We start from the raw sequence: 21816 nt of genomic DNA, 5'->3' as shown, positions 1-21816 counted from the left end.
TATACCGCAGCTGCGAAGGGCAATAGAGGCCGATGGAGGTCGCATGCCTCCTGCCGTGTCAAAACAAATGCTCTTTCACGTCGCAAAAGAACCGTTGTGCCGCAATTCGATTTGCGATTTGTATGGCCACAACAAGCGTGCCCTTGCCTGAAGGAGATGATGGCGGATGCGGAAATATTCGGTTTTTGCCGTAGCGCGGGAAGCTCTGCGCGGGCACAGGGGCTGGGAAAAGCAATGGGCTTCGCCGGAGCCGCGACCAGAATATGACGTGATCATCATCGGCGGCGGAGGGCACGGGCTGGGCGCAGCCTACTATCTCGCCAAAGAGCATGGCATCACCAATGTGGCGGTCCTGGAAAAAGGCTGGCTTGGTGGGGGCAATACCGGCCGCAACACCACCATCATCCGCTCCAACTATCTCTACGAAGAGAGCATGCACATTTACGAGCACTCGATGAAGCTCTGGGAAGGGCTGTCGCAGGAGCTCAATTACAACGTCATGTATTCGCCGCGTGGCGTCATGATGCTGTCGCACAATGTGCACGACATGCAGAGCTTCAAGCGGCATATCCATGCTAACCGGCTCTACGGCATCGACAATGAATGGCTGACGCCCGAACAGGCCAAAGCCTATTGCCCGCCGCTCGATATTTCGGCGACCGCGCGCTACCCGATCAATGGCGCTGCCCTGCAGCGCCGGGGCGGCACGGCGCGTCACGATGCGGTTGCCTGGGGCTATGCGCGCGCGGCGTCCGACCGGGGCGTCCACATCATCCAGAATTGCGAAGTCACCGGTATCCGCCGTGGGGCCGACGGACGCGTGACGGGGGTCGAGACCAACAGAGGCTTCATCGGCGCGAAGAAGATCGGTGTGTCGGCTGCCGGCCACACGACGACAGTCATGAAAATGGCGGATGTGCGTGTGCCGCTGCAATCGAGCCCGCTACAGGCGCTGGTTTCCGAACCACTGAAGCCGATTTTCCCCTGCGTCGTCATGTCGAATACGGTGCATGCCTATATTTCGCAGTCCGACAAGGGCGAACTCGTCATCGGTGCCGGTACAGACCAGTATAATTCCTACTCCCAGACCGGCGGCCTGCAGATCATTACGCACACGCTCGATGCGATCTGCGAACTCTTCCCGATGTTCCGTCGCGTGAAGATGATGCGCCAATGGGGCGGTATCGTCGACAATACGCCGGACCGTTCGGCTATCCAGTCGAAGACCCCGGTTCCGGGACTTTACGTCAATTGCGGCTGGGGCACCGGCGGTTTTAAGGCAACGCCCGGTTCGGCGAATCTTTTCGCCCACCTGATCGCCCGCGACGAGCCGCACAAGTTCAATGCCGGGCTGACGCTGGAGCGGTTCCGCACCGGCCGGCTGATCGACGAGGCGGCGGCTGCCGCCGTTGCGCACTGACGCGAGGACAACATGCTGCTGATCTACTGCCCTTACTGTCAGGAAGAGCGCTCGGAGCTCGAATTCCGCGGCGCCGGCGACGCCCACATTGCCCGGCCTTCCGATATCGCCTCGATCTCGGACGAGGCATTCGAAGAATATTTCTTCCTGCGCGACAATCCGAAAGGCCTGATCTTCGAGCGCTGGCGGCACATGCATGGCTGCGGGCGCTTCTTCAACGCGGCCCGCGATACCGTGAGCGACAAGTTCATCATGACCTACAAGGCCGGCGAGCCAAAGCCTGATATCGGGGCTGCGGCCGAGCCGCATGCGCCGGTGGAAACCTACGAAGCTGTGGAAGGAGAGGCGCAATGAGCGGCGCGAACCGTATCGCCGGCAAGGGCCGGCTCACGCCCGCCAGGACCGCGCGTTTCACCTTCGACGGCAAGAGCTATACGGCGCTCGAAGGCGATACCGTCGCCTCGGCGCTGATTGCCCACGGCGTGCACCTTGTCGGCCGTTCCTTCAAGTATCATCGCCCGCGCGGCATTCTTTCGGCTGGTGCCGAAGAGCCGAATGCGCTGATCGACGTCGCGCGTGACAGTGCTCGCAAGCAGCCGAACGTGCGGGCGACCGTGCAGGAAGTCTTCGACGGCATGATCGTGGCCTCTCAGAACCGCTGGCCGTCGCTTTCATTCGATGTGGGCGCGGTCAACAATCTTTTCTCGTCCTTCTTCGCGGCAGGTTTCTATTACAAGACCTTCATGTGGCCGCGGGCTGCCTGGAAGCATGTCTATGAACCGATGATCCGCCGTGCTGCAGGTCTTGGGGTCGCTCCGACTGAAGACGATCCGGATCATTATGCGAGCCGTTATGCCCATTGCGATATTCTTGTCGTCGGTGCGGGCATTGCCGGTCTTTCGGCAGCATTGGCCGCTGCCGAGGCCGGTGCAAAAGTCATTCTCTGCGATGAGCAGGCGGAGGCCGGTGGCGCGCTGCGCTTCGATACCGGTGTGAAAGTGGATGGGCTCGATGGCTACGCCTGGGTGCAGAAGATTCTTGCGCAGCTGAAAGCGATGGACAACGTGCAGGTCCTGACCCGGACGACGGCCTTCGGTTATTACAACCACAATTTCGTTGGCCTTGCCGAACGGGTCACGGATCATATCGCTCGTCCGGGCCGTGATCTGCCGCGCGAACGGCTGTGGCAGGTACGTGCCAAGCGCGTCGTGCTTGCGACCGGCGCGATCGAGCGGCATATGGTGTTCCCGAACAACGACCGACCGGGCATCATGCTCGCTTCGGCTGGCCGCATGTATCTCAATCATTATGGCGTTGCGATTGGCCAGAAGGTCGGCATCTATACGGCCCATGATTCCGCTTACGAGGCCGCTTTCGACCTCAAGCGAGCGGGTGTATCGGTCGCAGCGATCGTCGATTGCCGTCAGGCGCCGGGCGCGGCCGTGCTTGCCGAAGCCCGTGCGCTCGGCATCGACGTGCTGACCGGCCAGTCGGTCGTCAATACGTCGGGTGCTCTTCGCATTTCCTCGATGACGGTTGCACGCAATGGCGGCGGGTCGCCGCGCAAGATCGGCGTCGATGCGCTGCTCGTCTGTGCAGGCTGGACGCCTTCCGTGCATCTTTTCTCGCAGTCGCGGGGCAAGGTCGCCTTCGACGCCGAGACGCAGCGTTTCCTGCCCGGCACCTATGCGCAGGATTGCCTCTCCGTCGGTGCATGCAACGGAACGGATGGACTGCAACGGACCGTCGAAGAGTCGCTTGCCGCCGGTGAACTGATGGCACAGGCCGTCGGCAAACAGGCGGGCAGCAAGATCGGAATTTCCGTCGAGCAGGCTTTCGACTGGACGGGCGGCATGATCGGCGCGGCCGAAGGCGCCGGGCCAAACACGAATGCCAAAGCCTTCATCGATTTCCAGCACGATGTCTGCGCCAAAGATATCCGCCTCGCCGTTCGCGAGGGCATGCATTCGATCGAACATATCAAGCGCTTCACCACGAACGGCATGGCCTCCGACCAAGGCAAGCTTTCCAACATGCATGGTCTGGCGATCGCTGCCGAGACGCTTGGCAAGGATATTCCTCAGGTCGGTCTTACTACGTTCCGCGCGCCCTATACGCCGGTGACTTATGGCGCACTGATCTCGCACTCGCGGGGACCGCTGTTCGACCCGACGCGCAAGACGCCGTTGCATGCCTGGGAAGAAGCCAAGGGCGCAGTCTTCGAGGATGTCGGCAACTGGAAGCGCGCCTGGTTCTACCCGCGTTCCGGCGAGACGATGCATCAGGCCGTTGCCCGCGAATGCCGCACCGCGCGCGAGGTCGCCGGCATCTTCGATGCCTCGACGCTCGGCAAGATCGAGGTCGTCGGGCCGGATGCTGCCGAATTCATGAACCTCATGTACACCAACGCCTGGGATACGCTGAAACCGGGCAAGTGCCGCTATGGTATCATGCTACGCGAAGACGGCTTCGTCTATGACGACGGCGTCGTCGGTCGTCTCTCGGAGGAACGTTTCCATGTGACGACAACAACTGGCGGGGCGCCGCGCGTTTTGAACCATATGGAAGACTACCTGCAGACGGAATTCCCGCATCTGAAGGTATGGCTGACCTCCGTCACGGAGCAGTGGGCTGTTATCGCCGTGCAGGGACCGAAGGCGCGCGAGATCGTCGCGCCGCTGGTCGAAGGTCTCGACATTTCCAACGAAGCCTTCCCGCATATGAGTGTTGCCGAGTGCAAGGTGGCCGGTGTTCCGGCGCGCCTATTCCGTGTCTCCTTCACCGGCGAGACGGGCTTCGAAATCAATGTCCCCGCTGATTACGGCCAATCGGTGCTGGAGGCCGTATGGGCCAATGCCGAACCGCTTGGCGCCTGCGTCTACGGCACGGAGACCATGCATGTGCTGCGCGCCGAAAAGGGTTACATCATCGTCGGCCAGGATACCGACGGTACGGTGACGCCGGATGATGCCGGGCTCTCCTGGGCTGTCTCAAAGAAAAAGGCGGATTTCGTGGGCATTCGGGGGCTGAAGCGGCTCGATCTCGTCAAAGAGGGCCGCAAGCAGCTCGTCGGTCTTACGACCAACGATCCGAAGCTTGTGCTCGAAGAGGGTGCACAGATCGTCGCCAATCCGAACCAGCCGAAGCCAATGACCATGCTCGGTCACGTCACCTCTGCCTACTGGTCGGAAAATTGTGGCCGCTCGATCGCCTTTGCCCTCGTTGAAGGTGGGCGCAACCTTCTCGGCGAGACGCTCTATGTGCCTATGCCGGATCGTACTATACCGGTCGAAGTGACGGATCTGGTATTCTTTGACAAGGAAGGAGGCCGTATCCATGGCTGAGGTCGCAATTCGCAAACCGGCACTCTCCGGTCTCCTTGCCGGCTCGGCGACCGTCCGCGTCACGGTAGCGCCGGTCGCAAACCGTCTTTCGCTGCGCGCGCCGGCCGAATCGGTGTCGGCACTCACGTCCGCATTGGGAGTGGCCTTGCCGACCGCACCGAAGACCTCCGGCCGTACCGCGGGGCGTTCAGCGCTGTGGCTCGGGCCGGACGAATGGCTCGTTATCGACGAGGCCGGCTCGGATCTTTCGGCACTGCTTACCGGCGCCGGCATTCTTCATTCGGCAGTCGATGTGTCCCATCGCAATGTCGGTATCATCGTCTCGGGACCTGGCGCAGCGGTCGCCCTTTCCGCCGGTTGCCCGCAAGATCTCTCACTTGAAGTTTTCCCGGTGGGCGCCTGCTCGCGGACGATCTTCGGCAAGGCCGAGATCGTACTCTTCCGTACTGAGGACGAGACGTTCCGGGTGGAATGCTGGCGGTCGTTTTCCGATTATGTCTTCGGATTGTTGGCCGAAGGCGCCGAGGATGCGAGCCATTAAGTCTCGCAAAGAACCTGAAGAATATTATGCGTCTTCCGGCCGATCTTTCGGGTCGAATTGGATGATGGTGATCCAGCGAGCGGTCAGCGCCGGCTTCTTCTCGTTTTCGATCTCGATCGAGACGTCATAGGTCGTCATCAGCATGCCGGCGCCGCGAAAACGGGCATCCGAGAGCACGAAGTGGCCGCGGATGCGCGTGCCGCTTTTGACCGGGGACATGAAGCGGACCTTGTCGAAGCCGTAGTTGATGCCCATCGTCTGCTCGCGCACCTTGGGCAGGCAGTTGTAGTTCATCGTCGAAAGCAACGAGAGCGTTAGGAAACCGTGAGCGATGGTGCCGCCGAAAGGGCTTTCGGTTGCTGCACGAACGGGATCGACATGGATGAACTGATGGTCGCCGGTTGCCCCGGCAAAAGCGTCGATCATTTTTTGATCGACTAGAATCCAGTCAGACAAGCCTGTTTCCGTGCCGACGAGCCCCCGGACCTCCGAGAGCGAAATTTCCATGACCATGCATTCCTCGTAAAACAACCGCAGCCTCAAAGCCTTATCGCGCATTCATGACGATTGCGACAACGATTCGCTTGCGCTGGTAGCGTCGATTAATTTTCCACGAAAAAGGCGACCGAACGCGGCTCAACTGAGGCGCGGCCGCCAATTTTCCGTCCACCATCAGGCGAAAGCTGACGCCAGTTTGCCTCGCCGACTGTCGGAAGTATGAAGAGTTGATGCTGTTCGGAACGGTTGAACAGGACGGCGAGCCGCGTCTGTCTGCGGGAGGAGCGATCGCGGGTCGCAAGCACCATGCCGAGGGTTGAGAGCGAGGGCGTTTCCCATTCGCCTATGGTCATTGGCTCACCGGAGAGCGAAATCCATTCCACATCGCCGTTGCCGGAGAAGAAGGCAAGGTCGGAGAAGACCGAGAAGCGGCGGCGGAGTGCTGCGACGAAGGCGGTATGGGCGATCAGGTCTTCGTTGAGCAGCTTCCAGTCGACCCAGGTGATTTCATTATCCTGGCAATAGGCGTTGTTGTTGCCGTGCTGAGTGCGTCCACCTTCATCGCCGGCCGTCAGCATGATGCTGCCGCGGGTCGCGAAGAGGGTGGAGATGAGCGCCCTGACATCGGCCTTGCGGCGCTCCCGAATGACAGGATAGGCGGTTTCGCCTTCGACGCCGTTGTTCCAGGAATGGTTCTCGTTATGGCCGTCGCGATTGTCTTCGCCGTTCGCCTCATTGTGCTTGCCGCTATAGGAGACAAGATCCATGAGCGTGAAGCCGTCATGGGCGGCAAGGAAGTTGATGCTGCGGGTTCCTTTCCCGTCGTTAGCTGAAAAGATGTCAGACGAGCCGGCGAGCACGGTCGCAAGCGAACCTGTTTTCCAGCCGTCACCGCGCCAGTAGCACCTGACGTCATCGCGGGCGTGGTCATTCCATTCCAGGAAAGGAGCCGGGAAATTACCGAGTTGGTAGCCGCCGGGGCCGATATCCCAGGGTTCGGCGATCATGATGCGATCGGAGAGGAGGTCGTCAGCGAGGATCGCCGCCAGCGTGCCGTTTCGGTCAAAGCCATTTGCGGTGCGGCCAAGAACGGGCGCCAGGTCAAAACGGAAGCCGTCCACGCCGGCATTGCGGACGAAGTGGCGCAGGCTGTCGATGATCAGCCGTTGAACATAGGGATGGTCGCAAGCGACCGTATTGCCGGTGCCGGTATCGTTGACGAGCATGGACGGCCGATCCGGCAGGTGGCGGTAGTAGCTGAGATTATCGATGCCGCGCAGCGACAGGGTCGCGCCGTAGCGGTCGCTCTCGCCGGTATGATTGAAGACGAGATCAAGGATGACCGCGATGCCCTCGTCATGCAGTTTCGCTACGGTATCCTGCAGTTCGGCAATGCCGCCTGGCACGATCCGCGGATCAAGCGCCATGAAGGCTACGGGATTGTAACCCCAGCCATTCGTCAGACCGAGCGGTGGCAGATGACGCTCATCGATCCAGGCGATGATCGGCATCAATTCGACGGCATCGACGCCTATGCGCTTCAAGTGAGCGATGACGGAGGGATGGGCCAGAGCGGCGACGGTGCCGCGCTGAGCTTTCGGCACATCTGGATGCAGAATGGTGAAGGGTTTGACTGCCACTTCATAAATAAAGCCGCCCGGTTGGAAGAGCGGCTTTCGGATATTGACGGGCGAGTCTTTGGTAACGACCGCCTTCGGCATCAGGTGCTGCGTATCTTCACCGAAGATGCCGAGGCGCGGATCGTAACGGAACGGCCTGTCGACCGCCTTAGCATAGGGGTCGATCAGAAGTTTCGAAGGATCGAACCAGAGGCCGTTGTCCGGAGCGTAAATGCCGTCGGCGCGATAGCCATATCGGGCACCTTCCTTCAATCCGTCGACGAAGAGACGAAAGACGTGGCCGCTGTCGCGGGCCATGGGGAGCTTTGCGTATTCCTTGCCGTCATCGTCGAAGAGGCAGAGATCAATCTGCGCTGCATGATGCGACCAAATAGCAAATTCAACGCCCGTTTCGAAGACGATGGCGCCGCCCTGCGCGGAACTGTTGCCCCCCATATGCCCCCCGGATCAGGTGATCACGGTCGGCTCGTTGCGTCCCGTGCGCTCACGAATATTGGCGATGGTTTCGGCGGCCGCGATCAAATCGGCGAGCGCATGCTGCGTTTCGATATTATGGCGCGTCGAATCCGGCTCGTAACGCTCGATATAAACGCGAAGGGTTGCGCCAGACGTGCCTGTTCCGGACAGGCGGAAGACGACACGGGAGCCGCCTTTGAAGAGGACACGAATGCCCTGATGCTCGCTGACCGACTTGTCGACCGGGTCGTGATAGGCAAAATCGTCGGCCTTCTCGACAGTCAGGTCGCCCAATTTCTTGCCGGGAAGCGTGGAAAGCTGGCTGCGCAGATTGTCCACCAAGCCGTTTGCGGCATCGCTGTCGACGCCTTCGTAGTCATGGCGGGAATAATAGTTGCGGCCATAGGTCTGCCAGTGCTGGGTCACGATCTCCTGCACGCTTTCACCGCGTACGGCCAGGATGTTGAGCCACAGCAGCACGGCCCAGAGACCGTCCTTCTCGCGGACATGATTGGAGCCGGTACCGGCGCTTTCTTCACCACAGATCGTCGCCATGCCGGCGTCGAGCAGATTGCCGAAGAATTTCCAGCCGGTCGGCGTCTCGTAGATGCCGATGCCGCGCTTTTCAGCCACACGATCTGCCGCACCTGACGTCGGCATGGAGCGGGCAATGCCGGCGAGGCCGCCGGAATAGCCGGGTGCAAGGTTGGCGTTGGCGGCAAGGATGGCAAGGCTGTCGGAGGGGGTGACGAAAATGCCGCGGCCGATGATGAGGTTGCGGTCGCCGTCACCGTCGGATGCGGCGCCAAAGTCGGGCGCATCCTCACCCATCATCTCGTCATAAAGTTCCTTGGCATGAACGAGGTTGGGGTCCGGGTGATGGCCGCCGAAATCCGGAAGCGGCATGAAGTTGCGCACCGAGCCGGATGGGGCGCCGAGGCGGTTCTCGAAAATTTCCTTGGCATAGGGGCCGGTAACGGCGCTCATGGCGTCGAAGGCGATGCGGAAACCAAGGCTGATGAGATTGCGGATTGCACCGAAATCGAAGAGTTCTTCCATTAGCGCGGCATAGTCTTCGACGGGGTCTATGACCGACAGGATCATGCCCCCAGGCAGTTCTTCCTTGCCGATGCGATCGATATTAACGTCGGCGAAATCGGCGATCTTGTAGCTCTCGATCACCTTGGAGCGGGCGAAGATCGAGTCGGTGATCTTTTCGGGTGCCGGGCCGCCATTATTGACATTGTATTTAATGCCGAAGTCTTCGGTCGGCCCGCCGGGGTTGTGGCTGGCTGAGAGAATGATGCCGCCGAAGGCCTTGTATTTGCGGATGATGTTGGAGGCCGCCGGCGTCGAAAGAATACCGCCCTTGCCGACCATGACCTTGCCGAAGCCATTGGCGGCGGCCATCTTGATCGCCTTCTGGATAACTTCACGGTTGTAGTAGCGTCCGTCGCCGCCGATGACCAGGCACTTGCCCTGATAGCCTTCCAGCGAATCGAAGATCGACTGGATGAAATTTTCCGCATAGTTCGGCTGCTGGAAGACCGGAACCTTTTTTCGCAAGCCCGATGTACCGGGTTTCTGGTCCTGGTAGGGCGTGGTGGGAACGGACTTGATCATTTTAGGTCACATGCCTTTCGAGACGAGGCTTGAATACAGGGCAACATAACGTTCGGCGCTCTTCTCCCAAGAGACATCCGACTTCATGCCCTGCTTTTGCAATTGGGTCCAGATTTTTTGATCCGCGTAGAGGTGCATGGCGCGGCGAAGTGCCTGTAGCATGCTTTCTTCGTTTACCGGCGCGAATTGTATGCCTGTAGCGACCTTCGCCGCAAGTGCGGCATGATTGGCGTCGATCACGGTATCATTAAGACCGCCGGTACGCGCCACGATCGGCACGCAGCCGTAGCGCAGGCCGTAAAGCTGCGTGAGGCCGCAGGGCTCGAAGCGCGAGGGGATGATGATCGCATCACAGCCAGCCTGCATAAGATGCGACATCGGCTCGTTATAGCCGATAGAAACGCCGATGCGGCCAGGGTTGCGGTGGGCGGCCGCCAACAGTGCGCCTTCGAGGGCTGCTTCGCCGGAGCCTAGCACGACGAGCTTCCCGCCCATCGTTGCGATCTCGTCGGCAGCGCTGGCGACAAGATCCATGCCCTTTTGCCAGGTCAGGCGGCTGATGACGCAGAAGATCGGCGCATCATCGTGGTCGAGATGGAAGAATTCTTCTATAGACCTGCGGTTCTCGATGCGGTTCTTCAGTGTGGTCGGGCCGTAATGCGTGTGGACGACGGGGTCGGTCGCCGGGTTCCAGATATCGGCGTCGATGCCGTTGACGATGCCGTGCAGCACGTTTCGGCGGCTGGCGATAACGCCTTCTAGGCCCATGCCGAATTGCGGGGTGAGAATTTCCTCGGCGTATGAGGGGCTTACGGTTGTGATGGCCGTGGCAGTCTGCATACCTCCCTTGAGGAAGCCGACAGTGCCGTAATATTCGATGCTTTCGGTGGCGAAAGCATGAGGCGGCAGGCGCAGGCCGGGGAAAATATCGGCACCGAACTGACCCTGGAAAGCGATGTTGTGGACGGTCAGAATGCTTGGCAGTTCGGGTGTCGGGTAATAACGCATGTAGACCGGTACCATTGCGGATTGCCAGTCATGGGCATGTACCAGATCCGGCCGCCAGCCACGCAGCAGGCCGGCGGCGATCTCGGAGCCTGCCAGCGAAAGGGCGGCGAAGCGGCGCCAGTTGTCAGGATAGTCTTTGCCTGTCGTATCGAGATAGGGACCGCCGGGACGGTCGTAATAAGCAGGCGCATCGAGCACGAGGATATCGAGACCCTGGTGCTCCACTTCGAGCAACCTTGCCGGCTGGCCGAGCAGATCCGGGAATTCCAGCCGGACCACCGGATTCTGCAGGAGCTTCATGACAGCCGGGTAGCCGGGCATGAGGGTTTTGGTTTCGACGCCGAAGGATTTTAGGGCTATCGGCAGGGCGCCTGCCACATCGGCAAGGCCCCCTGTCTTGATCAAAGGGAAGACTTCGGACGAAACCGAAAGAACTTTCATATGTCAGATATCCAGCTTGTCGATCATCGGTTGCGTGATCAGGCAAATGCCGCTTTCCGTGCGCCGGAAACGCCGCGCGTCGAGTTCCGGATCCTCGCCGACGACGAGACCTTCCGGAATGACGACACCATGGTCGATCACAACGTCTTTGAGCTGCGCACGCCGACCGATCTTCACATTGGGCAGAATGACCGCTCCCTCCAGCTTGGAATAGGAATTGGCCCGCACACCGGTGAAGAGAAGGCTCCGGTTGAGGCTCGCGCCCGAGATGATGCAGTCGCCGGCGACGACGGATGACGTCGCCGAACCACGACGATCTTCATCGTCATGGACGAATTTCGCCGGTGGCGTGATCTCGGCGTAGGTCCAGATCGGCCAAGACTTGTCATAAATATCGAGAGCTGGAACGATCGCCGTGAGATCGATATTGGCCTGCCAGTAGGCATCGATCGTGCCTACATCGCGCCAATAGGGTTCGTGCTCGAAATCGGAGCGGACACAGGACTGGGCGAAGCGATGGGCGACCGCCTTACCGTGCTCGACGATATAAGGAATGATATCCTTGCCGAAGTCGCGGCTGGACGTTGGATCCGCTGCATCGCGACGCAACGCCTCAAGCAGGAACTTCGTGTGGAAGACGTAGATGCCCATGGAGGCAAGCGCGAAATCCGGCTTGTCCGGAATGCCCGGAGGGTCGGCCGGCTTTTCGATGAAGGCGAAGATCTCATCCTTCTCGTTGACATGCATGACGCCGAAGCCGGTCGCCTCCATGCGCGGCACTTCCAGGCAGCCGATCGTCACGTCCGCGCCGGAATCGACATGCTGCTGGAGCATGTATTCGTAGTCCATCTTGTAGACATGGTCGCCGGCGAGGATGACCATGTATTCGACGCCGTAATCCTCGATGATATCGATGTTCTGGTAGACAGCGTCGGCGGTGCCTTCATACCATTGCGTTTCGGAAACGCGCTGGGAGGCGGGCAGGATGTCGAAGCTTTCGTTTCTCTCCGGGCGGAAGAAGTTCCAGCCGCGCTGCATGTGACGGATCAGTGAATGCGCCTTGTACTGCGTGGCGACGCCGATGCGGCGGATGCCGGAATTCAGGGCATTCGACAATGCGAAATCGATGATGCGGGCTTTGCCACCGAAATAGACGGCTGGCTTGGCGCGTCGATCGGTCAGTTCCTTGAGGCGGCTTCCCCTACCGCCGGCGAGAACATAGGCCATTGCATCGCGGGCAAGTGGCTGAATGCGTCTTTCTACCATTTTCTCCTCCCACCAGTCACTAATTCTCGGGTTCAAGCATGATTGTCGCCAGCGGCGGCAGGGTTATCGAGCAGCTTATTTCGCCACCGGCATCGACGGCCTGCACGCGCCCGCCATTGCCTTTTCCGCTGCCGCCATAAATATCGGCATCGGTGTTGAGAATTTCCCGCCAGCGTCCCGCGGACGGCAGCCGTATCGAATAGTTCTCGCGATAGACGGGTGTGAAGTTGCTGATGACGACGATCGGTTTTTGGTCGGGCGCCTTGCGCAGCCAGGCAAAGACCGAGTTTTGGTAGTCATCGGCGATCAGCCATTCAAAGCCGTCGCCTTCGCAATCGCGGGCGTGGAGCGCCGGCTTGCTGCGGTAGGTGAAGTTCAGGTCGCGCACCAGGCGGCGCATGCCCTCGTGCATGCGATACTGGAGCAGGTTCCAGTCCAGCGACTTGCTCTCGCTCCATTCGGCCCACTGGGCAAACTCCTGCCCCATGAAGAGCAGCTTCTTGCCGGGATAGCCCCACATGAAGGCATAGTAGGCGCGCAGGTTTGCAAACTTCTGCCAGTCGTCGCCGGGCATCTTGGCAATCAGCGATCCCTTGCCGTGAACCACTTCGTCGTGGGACAGGGGCAGAACGAAGTTTTCGGAATAGGCATAGAGCAGGCCAAACGTCAGCTCATTGTGGTGATGCCTGCGATGGACCGGATCGCGGCTCATGTAGCTCAGCGTGTCGTGCATGAAGCCCATGTTCCACTTGAAGCCGAAACCCAAGCCGCCTTCGTGAACCGGCTGCGAGACTTTTGGCCAGGAGGTCGATTCCTCGGCGATGGTCATGACGCCGGGATGCTCGCCATAGATGCGGGTATTGAGATTCTGCAGGAAGCGTACGGCTTCCAGGTTTTCGTTGCCGCCATACTCGTTCGGGATCCATTCGCCATGCTTGCGCGAATAGTCGAGATAGAGCATCGAGGCGACGGCATCGACGCGCAGGCCGTCGAGATGGAATTTCTCGGCCCAGTAGAGCGCGTTGTTGACGAGATAAGATACGACTTCGGTGCGGCCAAAATTGTAGATCGCCGTATTCCAGTCCGGGTGGAAGCCCTTGCGAGGGTCTTCGTGCTCGTAGAGCGCCGTACCGTCGAACCAGCCGAGGCCGTGCTCGTCGGTCGGGAAATGTGCCGGCACCCAGTCGAGGATGACGCCGATGCCGACCTTGTGGCAGCCGTTGACGAAACGGGCGAAACCTTCCGGTTCGCCGAAGCGGGCCGTCGGGGCATAGAGCCCGGTCGTCTGATAACCCCAGGAAGGGTCGTAGGGGTGTTCGGTGATCGGCAGGAACTCGATATGGGTAAAGCCCATATCGACGCAGTAGGGGATGAGGCTCGAGGCAAGTTCATCCCAGGACAGCATGGAGCCGTCCTGACGACGCTGCCAGGAGCCGGCATGAACCTCGTAGATGCTGATCGGTTGGCGGCGCTTGTCGGTTTCGCTCCAGTGCTTCAGATGCTCCTCGTCCTCCCATTCCTGTGAAAGCTCGGCGGCCGTCACGGAGGCGGTCTTCGGACGAAGTTCGCTGCGGCGCGCGAAGGGATCAGCCTTCAGTGGCAGCAGTACGCCATCTTGGCCACGAATCTCGAATTTGTAGGGAACGCCAAGCGGCACATCGGGGGCGAAGATCTCCCAGATACCTGAATCGGATCGGAAGCGCATGACATGGCGGCGACCGTCCCAATTGTTGAAATCGCCGACGACCGAGACGCGCTGCGCGTTCGGCGCCCATACGGCGAAGTGGATGCCGGTTGCACCTTCGTGCTTGATGCGATGGGCGCCCATCTTGTCGAAAAGCCGCAGATGCGAACCCTGCCTAGCGTAGTAATCGTCCATAGGGCCGAGCACCGGGCCAAAGCTGTAAGCATCGGTCACCGCCCATTCGGCGTCAGCGCGCCGGGCCCGATAGCGCACCGGCTGAAATTTCGTGATGGAGACCTGGCCGGCGAAAATACCGTCCGGATGAAGCTGGTGGAGATCGCCGATCGGCGTGCCATCCAGCGCCATTGCCGTGACAGCTTCGGCGCCTGGAAGGAAGCATCTGGTGACGAAGGCCTCGCCGACCTGGTGCACGCCCAGGACAGCAAAAGGATTGGCGTGCGAGCCACCGAGGATTGCCGCGATTTCGTCTGCCGAAATTTCCCAGGGAAGCTTCACTTCAGGGGCGGCTTTCGGCGGCTTCATCCGGCTCTCCAGATCTCATCTGCATATTGTCTGATCGTACGGTCAGAGGAGAACCAGCCCATCCGCGCCGTATTGTTGATCGTCTTCTCATACCAGGAGGATTGGTTGGTCCAGATCTGGTCGACTTCGCGCTGGGCGGCGGCATAGGCATCGAAGTCGCCGGCAACCATGAACCAGTCGTGTGAGTAGATGCCGTCGATGAGACCAGTGTAGCGGTTGCGATCATCGGGAGAAAAGACGCCGGAGCTGATGGCGGCCAGCGCCTGCGCCAGCTCCCGCGAGCCCTCGATGATCGCGCGAGGATTGTGACCTTCACTGCGAATCTTGGCGACTTCGTCAGCCTGCAAGCCGAAAATGACGATATTGTCTTCGCCGACATTGTCGCGCATCTCGACATTGGCGCCGTCGAGCGTGCCAATCGTCAGCGCACCGTTGAGGCCGAACTTCATGTTGCCGGTGCCCGATGCCTCCATGCCGGCCGTCGAGATCTGCTCGGAGAGGTCGGCAGCCGGCACCATGACTTCGGCAAGCGAGACATTGTAGTTTGGCACGAAGACGACCTTCAGCAGGCCGCGAACGGACGGGTCGTTGTTGATCGTGCGGGCAACATCGTTGATGAGCTTGATGATGAGCTTGGCATTGTAATAGCTCGGCGCCGCTTTGCCGGCGAAGAGTTTGACACGCGGCACCCAGTCCAGCTCGGGGTGCGAGCGGATCTGGTCGTAAAGGGCCACGGCTTCGACGATGTTCAGGAGCTGACGCTTGTATTCGTGGATACGCTTGATCTGGATGTCGAACATGGCCGAAGGATCAAGTTTCACGCCCATGCGGCTGGCGACGAGATTGGAGAGCGCCACCTTGTTTGCACGCTTCACAGCCGCAAACTTCTGCTGGAAGCTTGGGTCCGTCGAGAATTTGTCGAGCGCGCGCAGTCTTTCGGCGTCGTCAAGGAATTCGTCGCCTATCGCCTCGCGCACCAGGCTGGTCAGGCCGGGATTGCACTGCTGCAGCCAGCGGCGCGGAGTGATGCCGTTGGTCTTGTTATTGATGCGGTCGGGATAGAGCTTGTGCAGGTCGGCGAAGACCGTGACCTTCATAAGATCCGTATGCAAGGCCGAGACGCCATTGATAGAGTGAGAGCCGACAAAGGCGAGGTTGCCCATGCGCACGCGGCGCTCGCCGCTTTCATCGATCAGCGAGATCGAACGGATTTCCGCGTCGGAGAAATTGCGGGTCTTGCGCGCCTCGATCAGGATCTTGGCATTGATCGCATAGATGATCTGCATATGGCGCGGCAGCAGGCGCTCGAAGAGTGGAACGGGCCAGCTTTCCAGCGCTTCGGGAAGAAGCGTGTGGTTGGTGTAGGAGAAAGTGCGCCGCGTGATATCCCAAGCCGTATCGAAATCCAGCCCGTGCACGTCGCAGAGCAGGCGCGTGAGTTCGGCAACGGAAACGGCCGGGTGCGTGTCGTTGAGCTGGATCGCCACCTTGTCCGGCAGGGAGGTGAAGTCGTCATATTGTTGCAGGTGACGACGCAGTATGTCCTGGAGCGATGCAGACGAAAAGAAATATTCCTGGCGCAGGCGCAGTTCCTGGCCCGCAGGCGTTGCGTCGGCCGGGTAGAGCACGCGCGTCAGGCTTTCAGCCCTGTTGCTCTCGCGCAGCGCGCCAATATGGTCACCGGCATTGAAGGCGTCGAGCAGGATCGGGTCTATCGGCTGCGCTGACCAGAGGCGCAGCGTATTGACGCGTTTGCCGCGCCAGCCGACGACAGGCGTGTCGAACGCGGCAGCGATGACACGTTCGGCCGGCTTCCAGACGTAGCGCGGCTGCTCGTCATGGCCGCCGATGACCTCGATCGAGCCGCCAAAGCCGATTTCATAGGCGCTTTCGCGGCGCTCGAATTCCCAGGGGTTGCCGTGGGCGAGCCAGTTTTCCGGCAGTTCGACCTGCCAGCCGTCTGCCATCTGCTGGCGGAAGAGGCCGTGGACGTAGCGGATGCCGTAGCCATAGGCCGGAACATCGACGGTTGCCATCGATTCCATGAAACAGGCGGCGAGGCGGCCGAGACCGCCGTTGCCGAGCGCGGCATCGGGCTCAAGGCCGGCAATGACATTAATATCGACGCCGAGCGAAGCCAGCGCGTCGCGAACCTCTTCCATCAGGTTAAGGTTGGAGACGGCGTCGCGCATCAGGCGGCCGATCAGGAATTCGAGGGACATGTAATAGACGCGCTTGGCGCCGGTCTCGTAAACCTTGCGGGTCGATTCCATCCACTTGTCGATGATGCGGTCGCGCACCACGAGAATGGTCGCCGTCAGCCAGTCATGCGGCTTGGCAACCTTGGCATCTTTGCCGATACGGTAGGTCAGGCGCTCGATGATCTCCTCAGCGAGAATCTCAGGCCGGGAACTGCGCGGAGCGGGGGAGGGAATGATCGGCTTCGAAACAGTATTCATAGTCAGGTCTCGCCAATTTTGATTTGGTTACAGTATCTTACGCCTGATTCAATCGATTTGTCGCTCAAGCTGACAGGGCAGTTTATGCACCGTTATCACGCACTTGCAACAAGGGAATCAGGCAAATGAAAAATTTGCGGAACCTTCATATTCGACGGGCTTAAGAGACTTGATTTCAATCGGTTTTCCCTGATAGGCCGATAACGTTCAAACGAAAAGCCGCCCCGGTTTGTTCCGAAGCGGCTTTCTGCAGAAAAAGCCAGAACCTTCAATTGGTCAGGCGGGTTGCTTGGCTCGCTGCTTTGGCGCCGATCGACTTGAAGGCATTCAGAAGGGCAGTCATGTTCTCTGCCGCGAAGTAATGAGCCGAAGTCGTGGCGCAGTAGTTCAGCAAAGCTTTTCCGCCGGCGGGCGCCATGAGAGCGACCGTGTAGACCTGTATCTTCTTGTCACGGGCATCATCGCATAATTTCTTGGTCGTAGTGTCAGCCGAAGCTACGTTGTTGTCTCCATCGGTCATGAAAACGATGTATTTGGTCGGCGTCTGTCCGGTCTTGTCCTGATGTGCCTTGTCTTCCTTCGGGTCTACCAAGCTGTCATAGGCTTTCTTGAACGCCGCGCTGGAATCGGTGCGACCTGAGGCACTCAGCGCGTTGACGTAGCTGACAACCTTGGTGGTACCCCAATCGAGTGGCTGCGCCGTCTGCATCTTGTCGTTATAGGAAACAGAACCTGTGCGAACGTAGGTGCTGTCGGGATCGGCAGTATTGAGCTGGCCGGCCAAGCTGGCGACGGCAAGTTTTAGCGCCTCGATCTTGGTGTAGTAGTTGGTCACTGTATTTGTACAGATCTTGCTAACCCACTTGCGGGTATTGCTGTCGTAATAGCTGCAATCCTCAGTCTCGTCCCTCGTCGGCTCCGCAGCGTTGACCGTAGTAGTGTATTCAGCCATCGAGCCTGAGCGGTCGAGAACGAGATACATGGAGACCGAGCCCTGGGTTTCCGAATGTCCACTGACCGTCGTACCTGACGCAGCGATGTTCTGCGTTTTGAAACCGACCGCGCGCATCATCGGGTTCAAATTGATCGTGTAGTTCGGAGCCACGGTGACTTGGTATGAGACAGACTTGCCCGAGGTCGTGGTGGAGACGTTCACCGTGGTGCTGTTCTTGATATCGGCGGTGTCCTGAAGATAATTTGCCATCTGGCCGGCAACGAAGTCACGGGCAAAGGCCTGGGCATCGGCGAGCTGGATAGTCTTGTTTGCAAGCGCGGTCGCTGTTGCGAGCGCTGCCGCGTCTGCTGCTTCCTGCAGCTGCCGCTGCGATAGCAGCATGTCCGTTACCTGAATAGAGATACCGGCAGCGCCTATAAGAACAGGCAGCAAGATGGCCGTCATTATGCCGAAGTTGCCGCCACGGTCGCGCCGCAGCCGATCAAGAAGCGAATGCAGGGTGTTCATCATGTCCACCGATTTCAAAGGAGCCCTATGTTGGCGCTATCGATGGACCAGATGACTTTAAAGGCCACTGAAGGCGTTACCTAAAATTGTAGGCAAGGGGAGGTTTTTGACAACTTCGGGATTATTTCAGCGGAATTACATCCACCGCCTGCACCGAACGCTGGCTTCCGTAGCTCTTGAGTACGCCAATGACAGGAGCGACATCAGCATAGTCACGGCCGTAGGCGACGACGATATGGTCGGTGCCGGCGGGGATGTTGTTGGTGGGATCGAGCTCGATCCAGCCTGCCGTTTCGCCGCACCAGACACGCACCCAGGCGTGCATGGCGTCGGCTCCCTCCAGCCGCTCCTTTCCCGGCGGCGGAATGGTGCGCAGGAAGCCGGAGACGTAGCCGGCGGGAATGCCGAGGCTGCGCAAGGCGAGGATCATGATGTGGGTGAAATCCTGGCAGACACCGCGCCTTAATTTGAAGGCTTCCATGGGCGTCGTCTCGACGCTCGTCGCTTCCGAATCGTAGGTGAAATCCTCGTTGATGCGGGCGCAGAGCGCATAGGCAATCTGCATGACCGTCAGCGAAGGCTGGACACAGGTCTTCGCATAGTCGCTGATGGTTTTCGTCTCCGTCAGGCGCGGGCTGTCTCCGAGGAAATGGTGCGGCGAATCTGGATCGAGCGACCAGATGCCGGCGATTTCCTCCGACAGGTTGGCGAGCAGCGGCGAGAAATCCGCCGAGATGGCTTGGGCTTCGACCTGCACGCGGGCCTGCATGCGGATGTCGAGCGTTTCATGCGGCGAGCGCAGCAGGAAGGCCGTTGCCGGATGCTCGAAGAAGTCGACAAAATGAGATTGTTCGTCCGGCTGCGGCGAAATGCTGATCGAGCCTGCGACAAGGCGTTGGCGGTTCGGCAGAGAGAGCGGCATGAGACGCATGATGTGGCGCGCGCCGGATGCCGGGGTGTCGTAGGCATAGCCCATATGCAGCGTGAGATCGTAGAGCACGGCCGTCATCCGAGATAGGTCTGCGCCAGAAGGTCGGAGAGCTGTTCCAGCTCGCGCTCCAGCCGACGGTAGACGTCACCGTTCATGGCCTCAGGCGTCATGACGGCGAGGCCGGAATGCAGGCGCATCGCCTCGCGATAGAAGGGCGACATCTGGCCGTTGAAGAAGGCGTTCGGCAGTTGCTCGACCTCACGATGGATCTCGTTCATCTGAAAGAGGATCGATCGCGGATTGAGCGGATCGAGCGCCAGGAGGTCGGTGACCGTCAGCCGTGCCGTGTTGACGTTGTAGCGGCGGCGATGGGTCATGACGCTGTCGCCGATTTCCAGCAGCATGTCGAGTGCACCATCGGGAGCTTCCGGCCCGGACATATGGCCAAGCAGCCTGGTCATATGCAGGCCGCGTTCAATGTAACGGCCAAGCGAGAGGAAGCGCCAGCCGGTAAAGCGGTACATGTTTTCATGCACGAGGCCGGCAAAACCCGCGAGCTTGCGCAGCAGGATCGTCATCGCATGGCTGGCATCGTCGCCTGATGTAATCGTCGTATGGAAGCGGCGGGCCGTCTTGGCGAGATCGTTCAGCGCCAGCCATCCATCAGGCGAGAAGCGGTCGCGGATATTGCTCGCCGAATAGACGGCGCTGTCGATGTTGCGCAGTAGCGATTCCGGCACCGGTTCGGCCGTATCGATATCGACGGCGGCGAGATATTCGGTGACATCGGCCAGCAGCGGCTGGTTCGGGTCGGCCGCCTCGGCGTAGCGCGCGTGCCAGGCACGCAGGATGCGCAGCGCGCCTTCGGCGCGCTCGATATACCGACCAAGCCAGAAGAGATTATCGGCGGCGCGGCTCGGCAGGCTACCCGGCATATTGCGGGTAAAGCTGCCTTCGGCAGGCAGAAGCGTGTGGCGTTCTACCGGCTTGTCGCTGACGATCCAGACATCGGCGGCTGCACCGCCGGATTGCATGGCGATGGCTGCGGCATCGTCTCCCGAGCCGATGCGGGCAAAGCCGCCGGGCATGATCTGCCAGCCGTTGGCGGTGCGGGCCGCGAAGACGCGCAGCGACATCGGCCGGGGCGCCAGCTTGCCGTCGACCCAGGCCGGTGTGGTCGAGAGGGTAACGACTTCCTGACCGACGAGCTTTGCGCCGTCGCTGGCCAACCAGTCCGAAATTGAATTCTTGGCGGTGGCGCGAAGCGACGAGCCGAGAACGGATTCGCCACCGTCATCGAAGAAGGGCGCGCGGGAATAGGCCGGGCCGATGACCATCTTCTCGATACTGGCAGCCACATGGTCGCGCTCCTCCTTCTGACCGCACCACCATGTGGCGATGGACGGCAGGCGAAGATCTTCGCCCAGCAGATTGCGACAGACGGCGGGCATGAAGGCAAGCAGGGCGCGCGTCTCAAGAACGCCGGTGCCGAGCGCATTGACGATGGTGACGGTTTCGGCGCGCAGGGCCTCCACGAGGCCGGGGGTGCCGATATGCGAATTCTGGTTCAATTCCAGCGGATCGGCATAGGCGGAATCGAGACGCCGCCAGAGCACACCGATCGGCTTCAGGCCGGCAACGGTGCGCACCATGACGCGGCCGTTGACGACTGTCAGGTCCTCGCCTTCGAGCAGCATGAAACCCAGATAGCGGGCAATATAGGCATGTTCGTAATAGGTTTCGTTGGCCGGGCCGGGGGTCAGAACCGCGATGCGGTCGTCACCCGAATGTTTCATCGTCTGCAGCGCGTCGCGGAAGGCGCCGAAGAAGGAAGCGAGGCGGTGAACTGGCGTTTCGGCGTAGATGTCGGAAAAGGATCGTGTGGTCGCGACGCGGTTTTCGAGCGCGAAGCCTGCACCGGAGGGCGCCTGCGTGCGGTCGGCAAGCACCCACCAATTGCCGTCGGGGCCACGGCCGACCTCGAAAGCGCAGAAATGCAGATAGTGCCCGGTTGCCGGCTTCACGCCGACCAAGGGCCGCTGGAATTCGGGGTTGGCTGCAATAAGGGCGGGGGGGATGATGCCCTCTTCCACGAGCCTGTTTTCGCCGTAGATATCGGCGACCATCGCCTCCAGCAGATCGGCCCGCTGGACGAGGCCTGCGGAAAGCGCCTGCCATTCGCGCTCGTCTATCAGCACCGGAATGTGGGAGAGCGGCCATGCTCGCTCACCGCTGCCTTGGGCGCCATAGGCACGATAGAAGACGCCGGCATCCCGTAGATAACGGTCGGCGCGGGCGAAACGCTCGGCCAGATCGCTCTCGGGCATGGCGTTCAGATGGGCAATGAAACGCTGCCAGACCGGCCGAATAGCGCCTTTATTGTCTACCATCTCGTCGGCGATGCCAGGCAGAGGCGCATAGTCGAAGGCCGCCCCGGCGGCGTCTTCGATCTCGTCTCTCATTTCCAGTGCAGGCTTCTTGCCCATCAGATCCAGTTTCT

At 60.2% G+C, this 21816-nt stretch carries 14 protein-coding genes; 4 read left to right on the top strand and 10 right to left on the bottom strand.

All coding sequences use genetic code 11. The features are described 5' to 3' along the window. The first annotated feature begins 166 nt into the window (after window positions 1-166). The 4 genes from FHX15_RS16785 to FHX15_RS16770 are packed head-to-tail and all read left to right on the top strand — an operon-like array spanning window position 167 to window position 5305. Window positions 167-1420 carry a sarcosine oxidase subunit beta family protein gene (locus FHX15_RS16785; protein ID WP_184398983.1) on the top strand — a complete coding sequence of 418 codons (1254 nt, stop codon included), beginning with the start codon at window positions 167-169 and terminating at the stop codon, window positions 1418-1420. 12 nt (window positions 1421-1432) lie between these two features. Then, a complete protein-coding gene (locus FHX15_RS16780; protein ID WP_184398981.1) occupies window positions 1433-1774 on the top strand; it encodes a sarcosine oxidase subunit delta in 342 nt (113 codons plus the stop codon). Beyond that, window positions 1771-4764, top strand: a complete 2994-nt coding sequence (locus tag FHX15_RS16775; RefSeq protein ID WP_184398979.1) for a sarcosine oxidase subunit alpha — start codon at window positions 1771-1773, stop codon at window positions 4762-4764. The genes FHX15_RS16780 and FHX15_RS16775 overlap by 4 nt, the downstream gene beginning before the upstream one ends. After that, window positions 4757-5305, top strand: a complete 549-nt coding sequence (locus FHX15_RS16770) for a sarcosine oxidase subunit gamma (RefSeq protein ID WP_184398977.1) — start codon at window positions 4757-4759, stop codon at window positions 5303-5305. Before FHX15_RS16775 ends, FHX15_RS16770 begins: the two co-directional genes overlap by 8 nt. 24 nt (window positions 5306-5329) lie before the next feature. Here FHX15_RS16770 and FHX15_RS16765 read toward each other — a convergent pair whose 3' ends face one another. From FHX15_RS16765 to FHX15_RS16720, 10 genes are all read right to left on the bottom strand, one after another. Further along, a complete protein-coding gene (locus FHX15_RS16765) occupies window positions 5330-5818 on the bottom strand; it encodes a MaoC family dehydratase (protein ID WP_184398976.1) in 489 nt (162 codons plus the stop codon). 89 nt (window positions 5819-5907) lie between these two features. Next, window positions 5908-7878: a glycogen debranching protein GlgX gene (gene glgX, locus FHX15_RS16760; RefSeq protein ID WP_184398974.1), complete on the bottom strand. Its 1971-nt coding sequence runs from the start codon at window positions 7876-7878 to the stop codon at window positions 5908-5910. 12 nt (window positions 7879-7890) lie between these two features. Further along, window positions 7891-9522: an alpha-D-glucose phosphate-specific phosphoglucomutase gene (locus FHX15_RS16755; RefSeq protein ID WP_184398972.1), complete on the bottom strand. Its 1632-nt coding sequence runs from the start codon at window positions 9520-9522 to the stop codon at window positions 7891-7893. Between the two features lie 6 nt (window positions 9523-9528). Continuing rightward, window positions 9529-10971 (bottom strand): glycogen synthase GlgA, encoded by a 1443-nt coding sequence (gene glgA, locus FHX15_RS16750; RefSeq protein ID WP_184398970.1) that lies wholly within the window; start codon window positions 10969-10971, stop codon window positions 9529-9531. Window positions 10972-10974: 3 nt separating this feature from the next. Continuing rightward, a complete protein-coding gene (gene glgC, locus FHX15_RS16745) occupies window positions 10975-12237 on the bottom strand; it encodes a glucose-1-phosphate adenylyltransferase (RefSeq protein WP_184398968.1) in 1263 nt (420 codons plus the stop codon). 19 nt (window positions 12238-12256) lie between these two features. Then, complete coding sequence (glgB, locus tag FHX15_RS16740; protein WP_184398966.1) at window positions 12257-14464, bottom strand: 1,4-alpha-glucan branching protein GlgB; 2208 nt, start codon at window positions 14462-14464, stop codon at window positions 12257-12259. Then, window positions 14461-16923, bottom strand: a complete 2463-nt coding sequence (locus tag FHX15_RS16735; protein ID WP_184398964.1) for a glycogen/starch/alpha-glucan phosphorylase — start codon at window positions 16921-16923, stop codon at window positions 14461-14463. The genes glgB and FHX15_RS16735 overlap by 4 nt, the downstream gene beginning before the upstream one ends. Window positions 16924-17191: 268 nt before the next feature. Continuing rightward, window positions 17192-18385, bottom strand: coding sequence for a TadE/TadG family type IV pilus assembly protein (locus FHX15_RS16730; protein WP_184399281.1), 1194 nt, complete (start codon window positions 18383-18385; stop codon window positions 17192-17194). Window positions 18386-18506: 121 nt separating this feature from the next. Beyond that, window positions 18507-19394, bottom strand: coding sequence for a transglutaminase family protein (locus FHX15_RS16725; protein ID WP_184398962.1), 888 nt, complete (start codon window positions 19392-19394; stop codon window positions 18507-18509). After that, window positions 19391-21802, bottom strand: coding sequence for a circularly permuted type 2 ATP-grasp protein (locus FHX15_RS16720; RefSeq protein WP_184399279.1), 2412 nt, complete (start codon window positions 21800-21802; stop codon window positions 19391-19393). Before FHX15_RS16720 ends, FHX15_RS16725 begins: the two co-directional genes overlap by 4 nt. Between the last annotated feature and the right edge of the window lie 14 nt (window positions 21803-21816).

The sequence above is a fragment of the Rhizobium sp. BK650 genome (genome assembly GCF_014195325.1).
GTDB lineage: Bacteria > Pseudomonadota > Alphaproteobacteria > Rhizobiales > Rhizobiaceae > Rhizobium.
This window is presented reverse-complemented; position numbering and strand designations above follow the sequence as displayed.

Bases quoted from the DNA above. Each gene is read 5' to 3' on its own strand.
- FHX15_RS16770 (WP_184398977.1), top strand. From the start codon at position 4,757: ATGGCTGAGGTCGCAATTCGCAAACCGGCACTCTCCGGTCTCCTTGCC.
- FHX15_RS16725 (WP_184398962.1), bottom strand. From the start codon at position 19,394: ATGACGGCCGTGCTCTACGATCTCACGCTGCATATGGGCTATGCCTAC.
- FHX15_RS16730 (WP_184399281.1), bottom strand. From the start codon at position 18,385: ATGAACACCCTGCATTCGCTTCTTGATCGGCTGCGGCGCGACCGTGGC.
- FHX15_RS16775 (WP_184398979.1), top strand. From the start codon at position 1,771: ATGAGCGGCGCGAACCGTATCGCCGGCAAGGGCCGGCTCACGCCCGCC.
- glgB (WP_184398966.1), bottom strand. From the start codon at position 14,464: ATGAAGCCGCCGAAAGCCGCCCCTGAAGTGAAGCTTCCCTGGGAAATT.
- FHX15_RS16755 (WP_184398972.1), bottom strand. From the start codon at position 9,522: ATGATCAAGTCCGTTCCCACCACGCCCTACCAGGACCAGAAACCCGGT.
- glgX (WP_184398974.1), bottom strand. From the start codon at position 7,878: ATGGGGGGCAACAGTTCCGCGCAGGGCGGCGCCATCGTCTTCGAAACG.
- FHX15_RS16720 (WP_184399279.1), bottom strand. From the start codon at position 21,802: ATGGGCAAGAAGCCTGCACTGGAAATGAGAGACGAGATCGAAGACGCC.
- glgA (WP_184398970.1), bottom strand. From the start codon at position 10,971: ATGAAAGTTCTTTCGGTTTCGTCCGAAGTCTTCCCTTTGATCAAGACA.
- FHX15_RS16735 (WP_184398964.1), bottom strand. From the start codon at position 16,923: ATGAATACTGTTTCGAAGCCGATCATTCCCTCCCCCGCTCCGCGCAGT.
- FHX15_RS16785 (WP_184398983.1), top strand. From the start codon at position 167: ATGCGGAAATATTCGGTTTTTGCCGTAGCGCGGGAAGCTCTGCGCGGG.
- FHX15_RS16765 (WP_184398976.1), bottom strand. From the start codon at position 5,818: ATGGTCATGGAAATTTCGCTCTCGGAGGTCCGGGGGCTCGTCGGCACG.
- FHX15_RS16780 (WP_184398981.1), top strand. From the start codon at position 1,433: ATGCTGCTGATCTACTGCCCTTACTGTCAGGAAGAGCGCTCGGAGCTC.
- glgC (WP_184398968.1), bottom strand. From the start codon at position 12,237: ATGGTAGAAAGACGCATTCAGCCACTTGCCCGCGATGCAATGGCCTAT.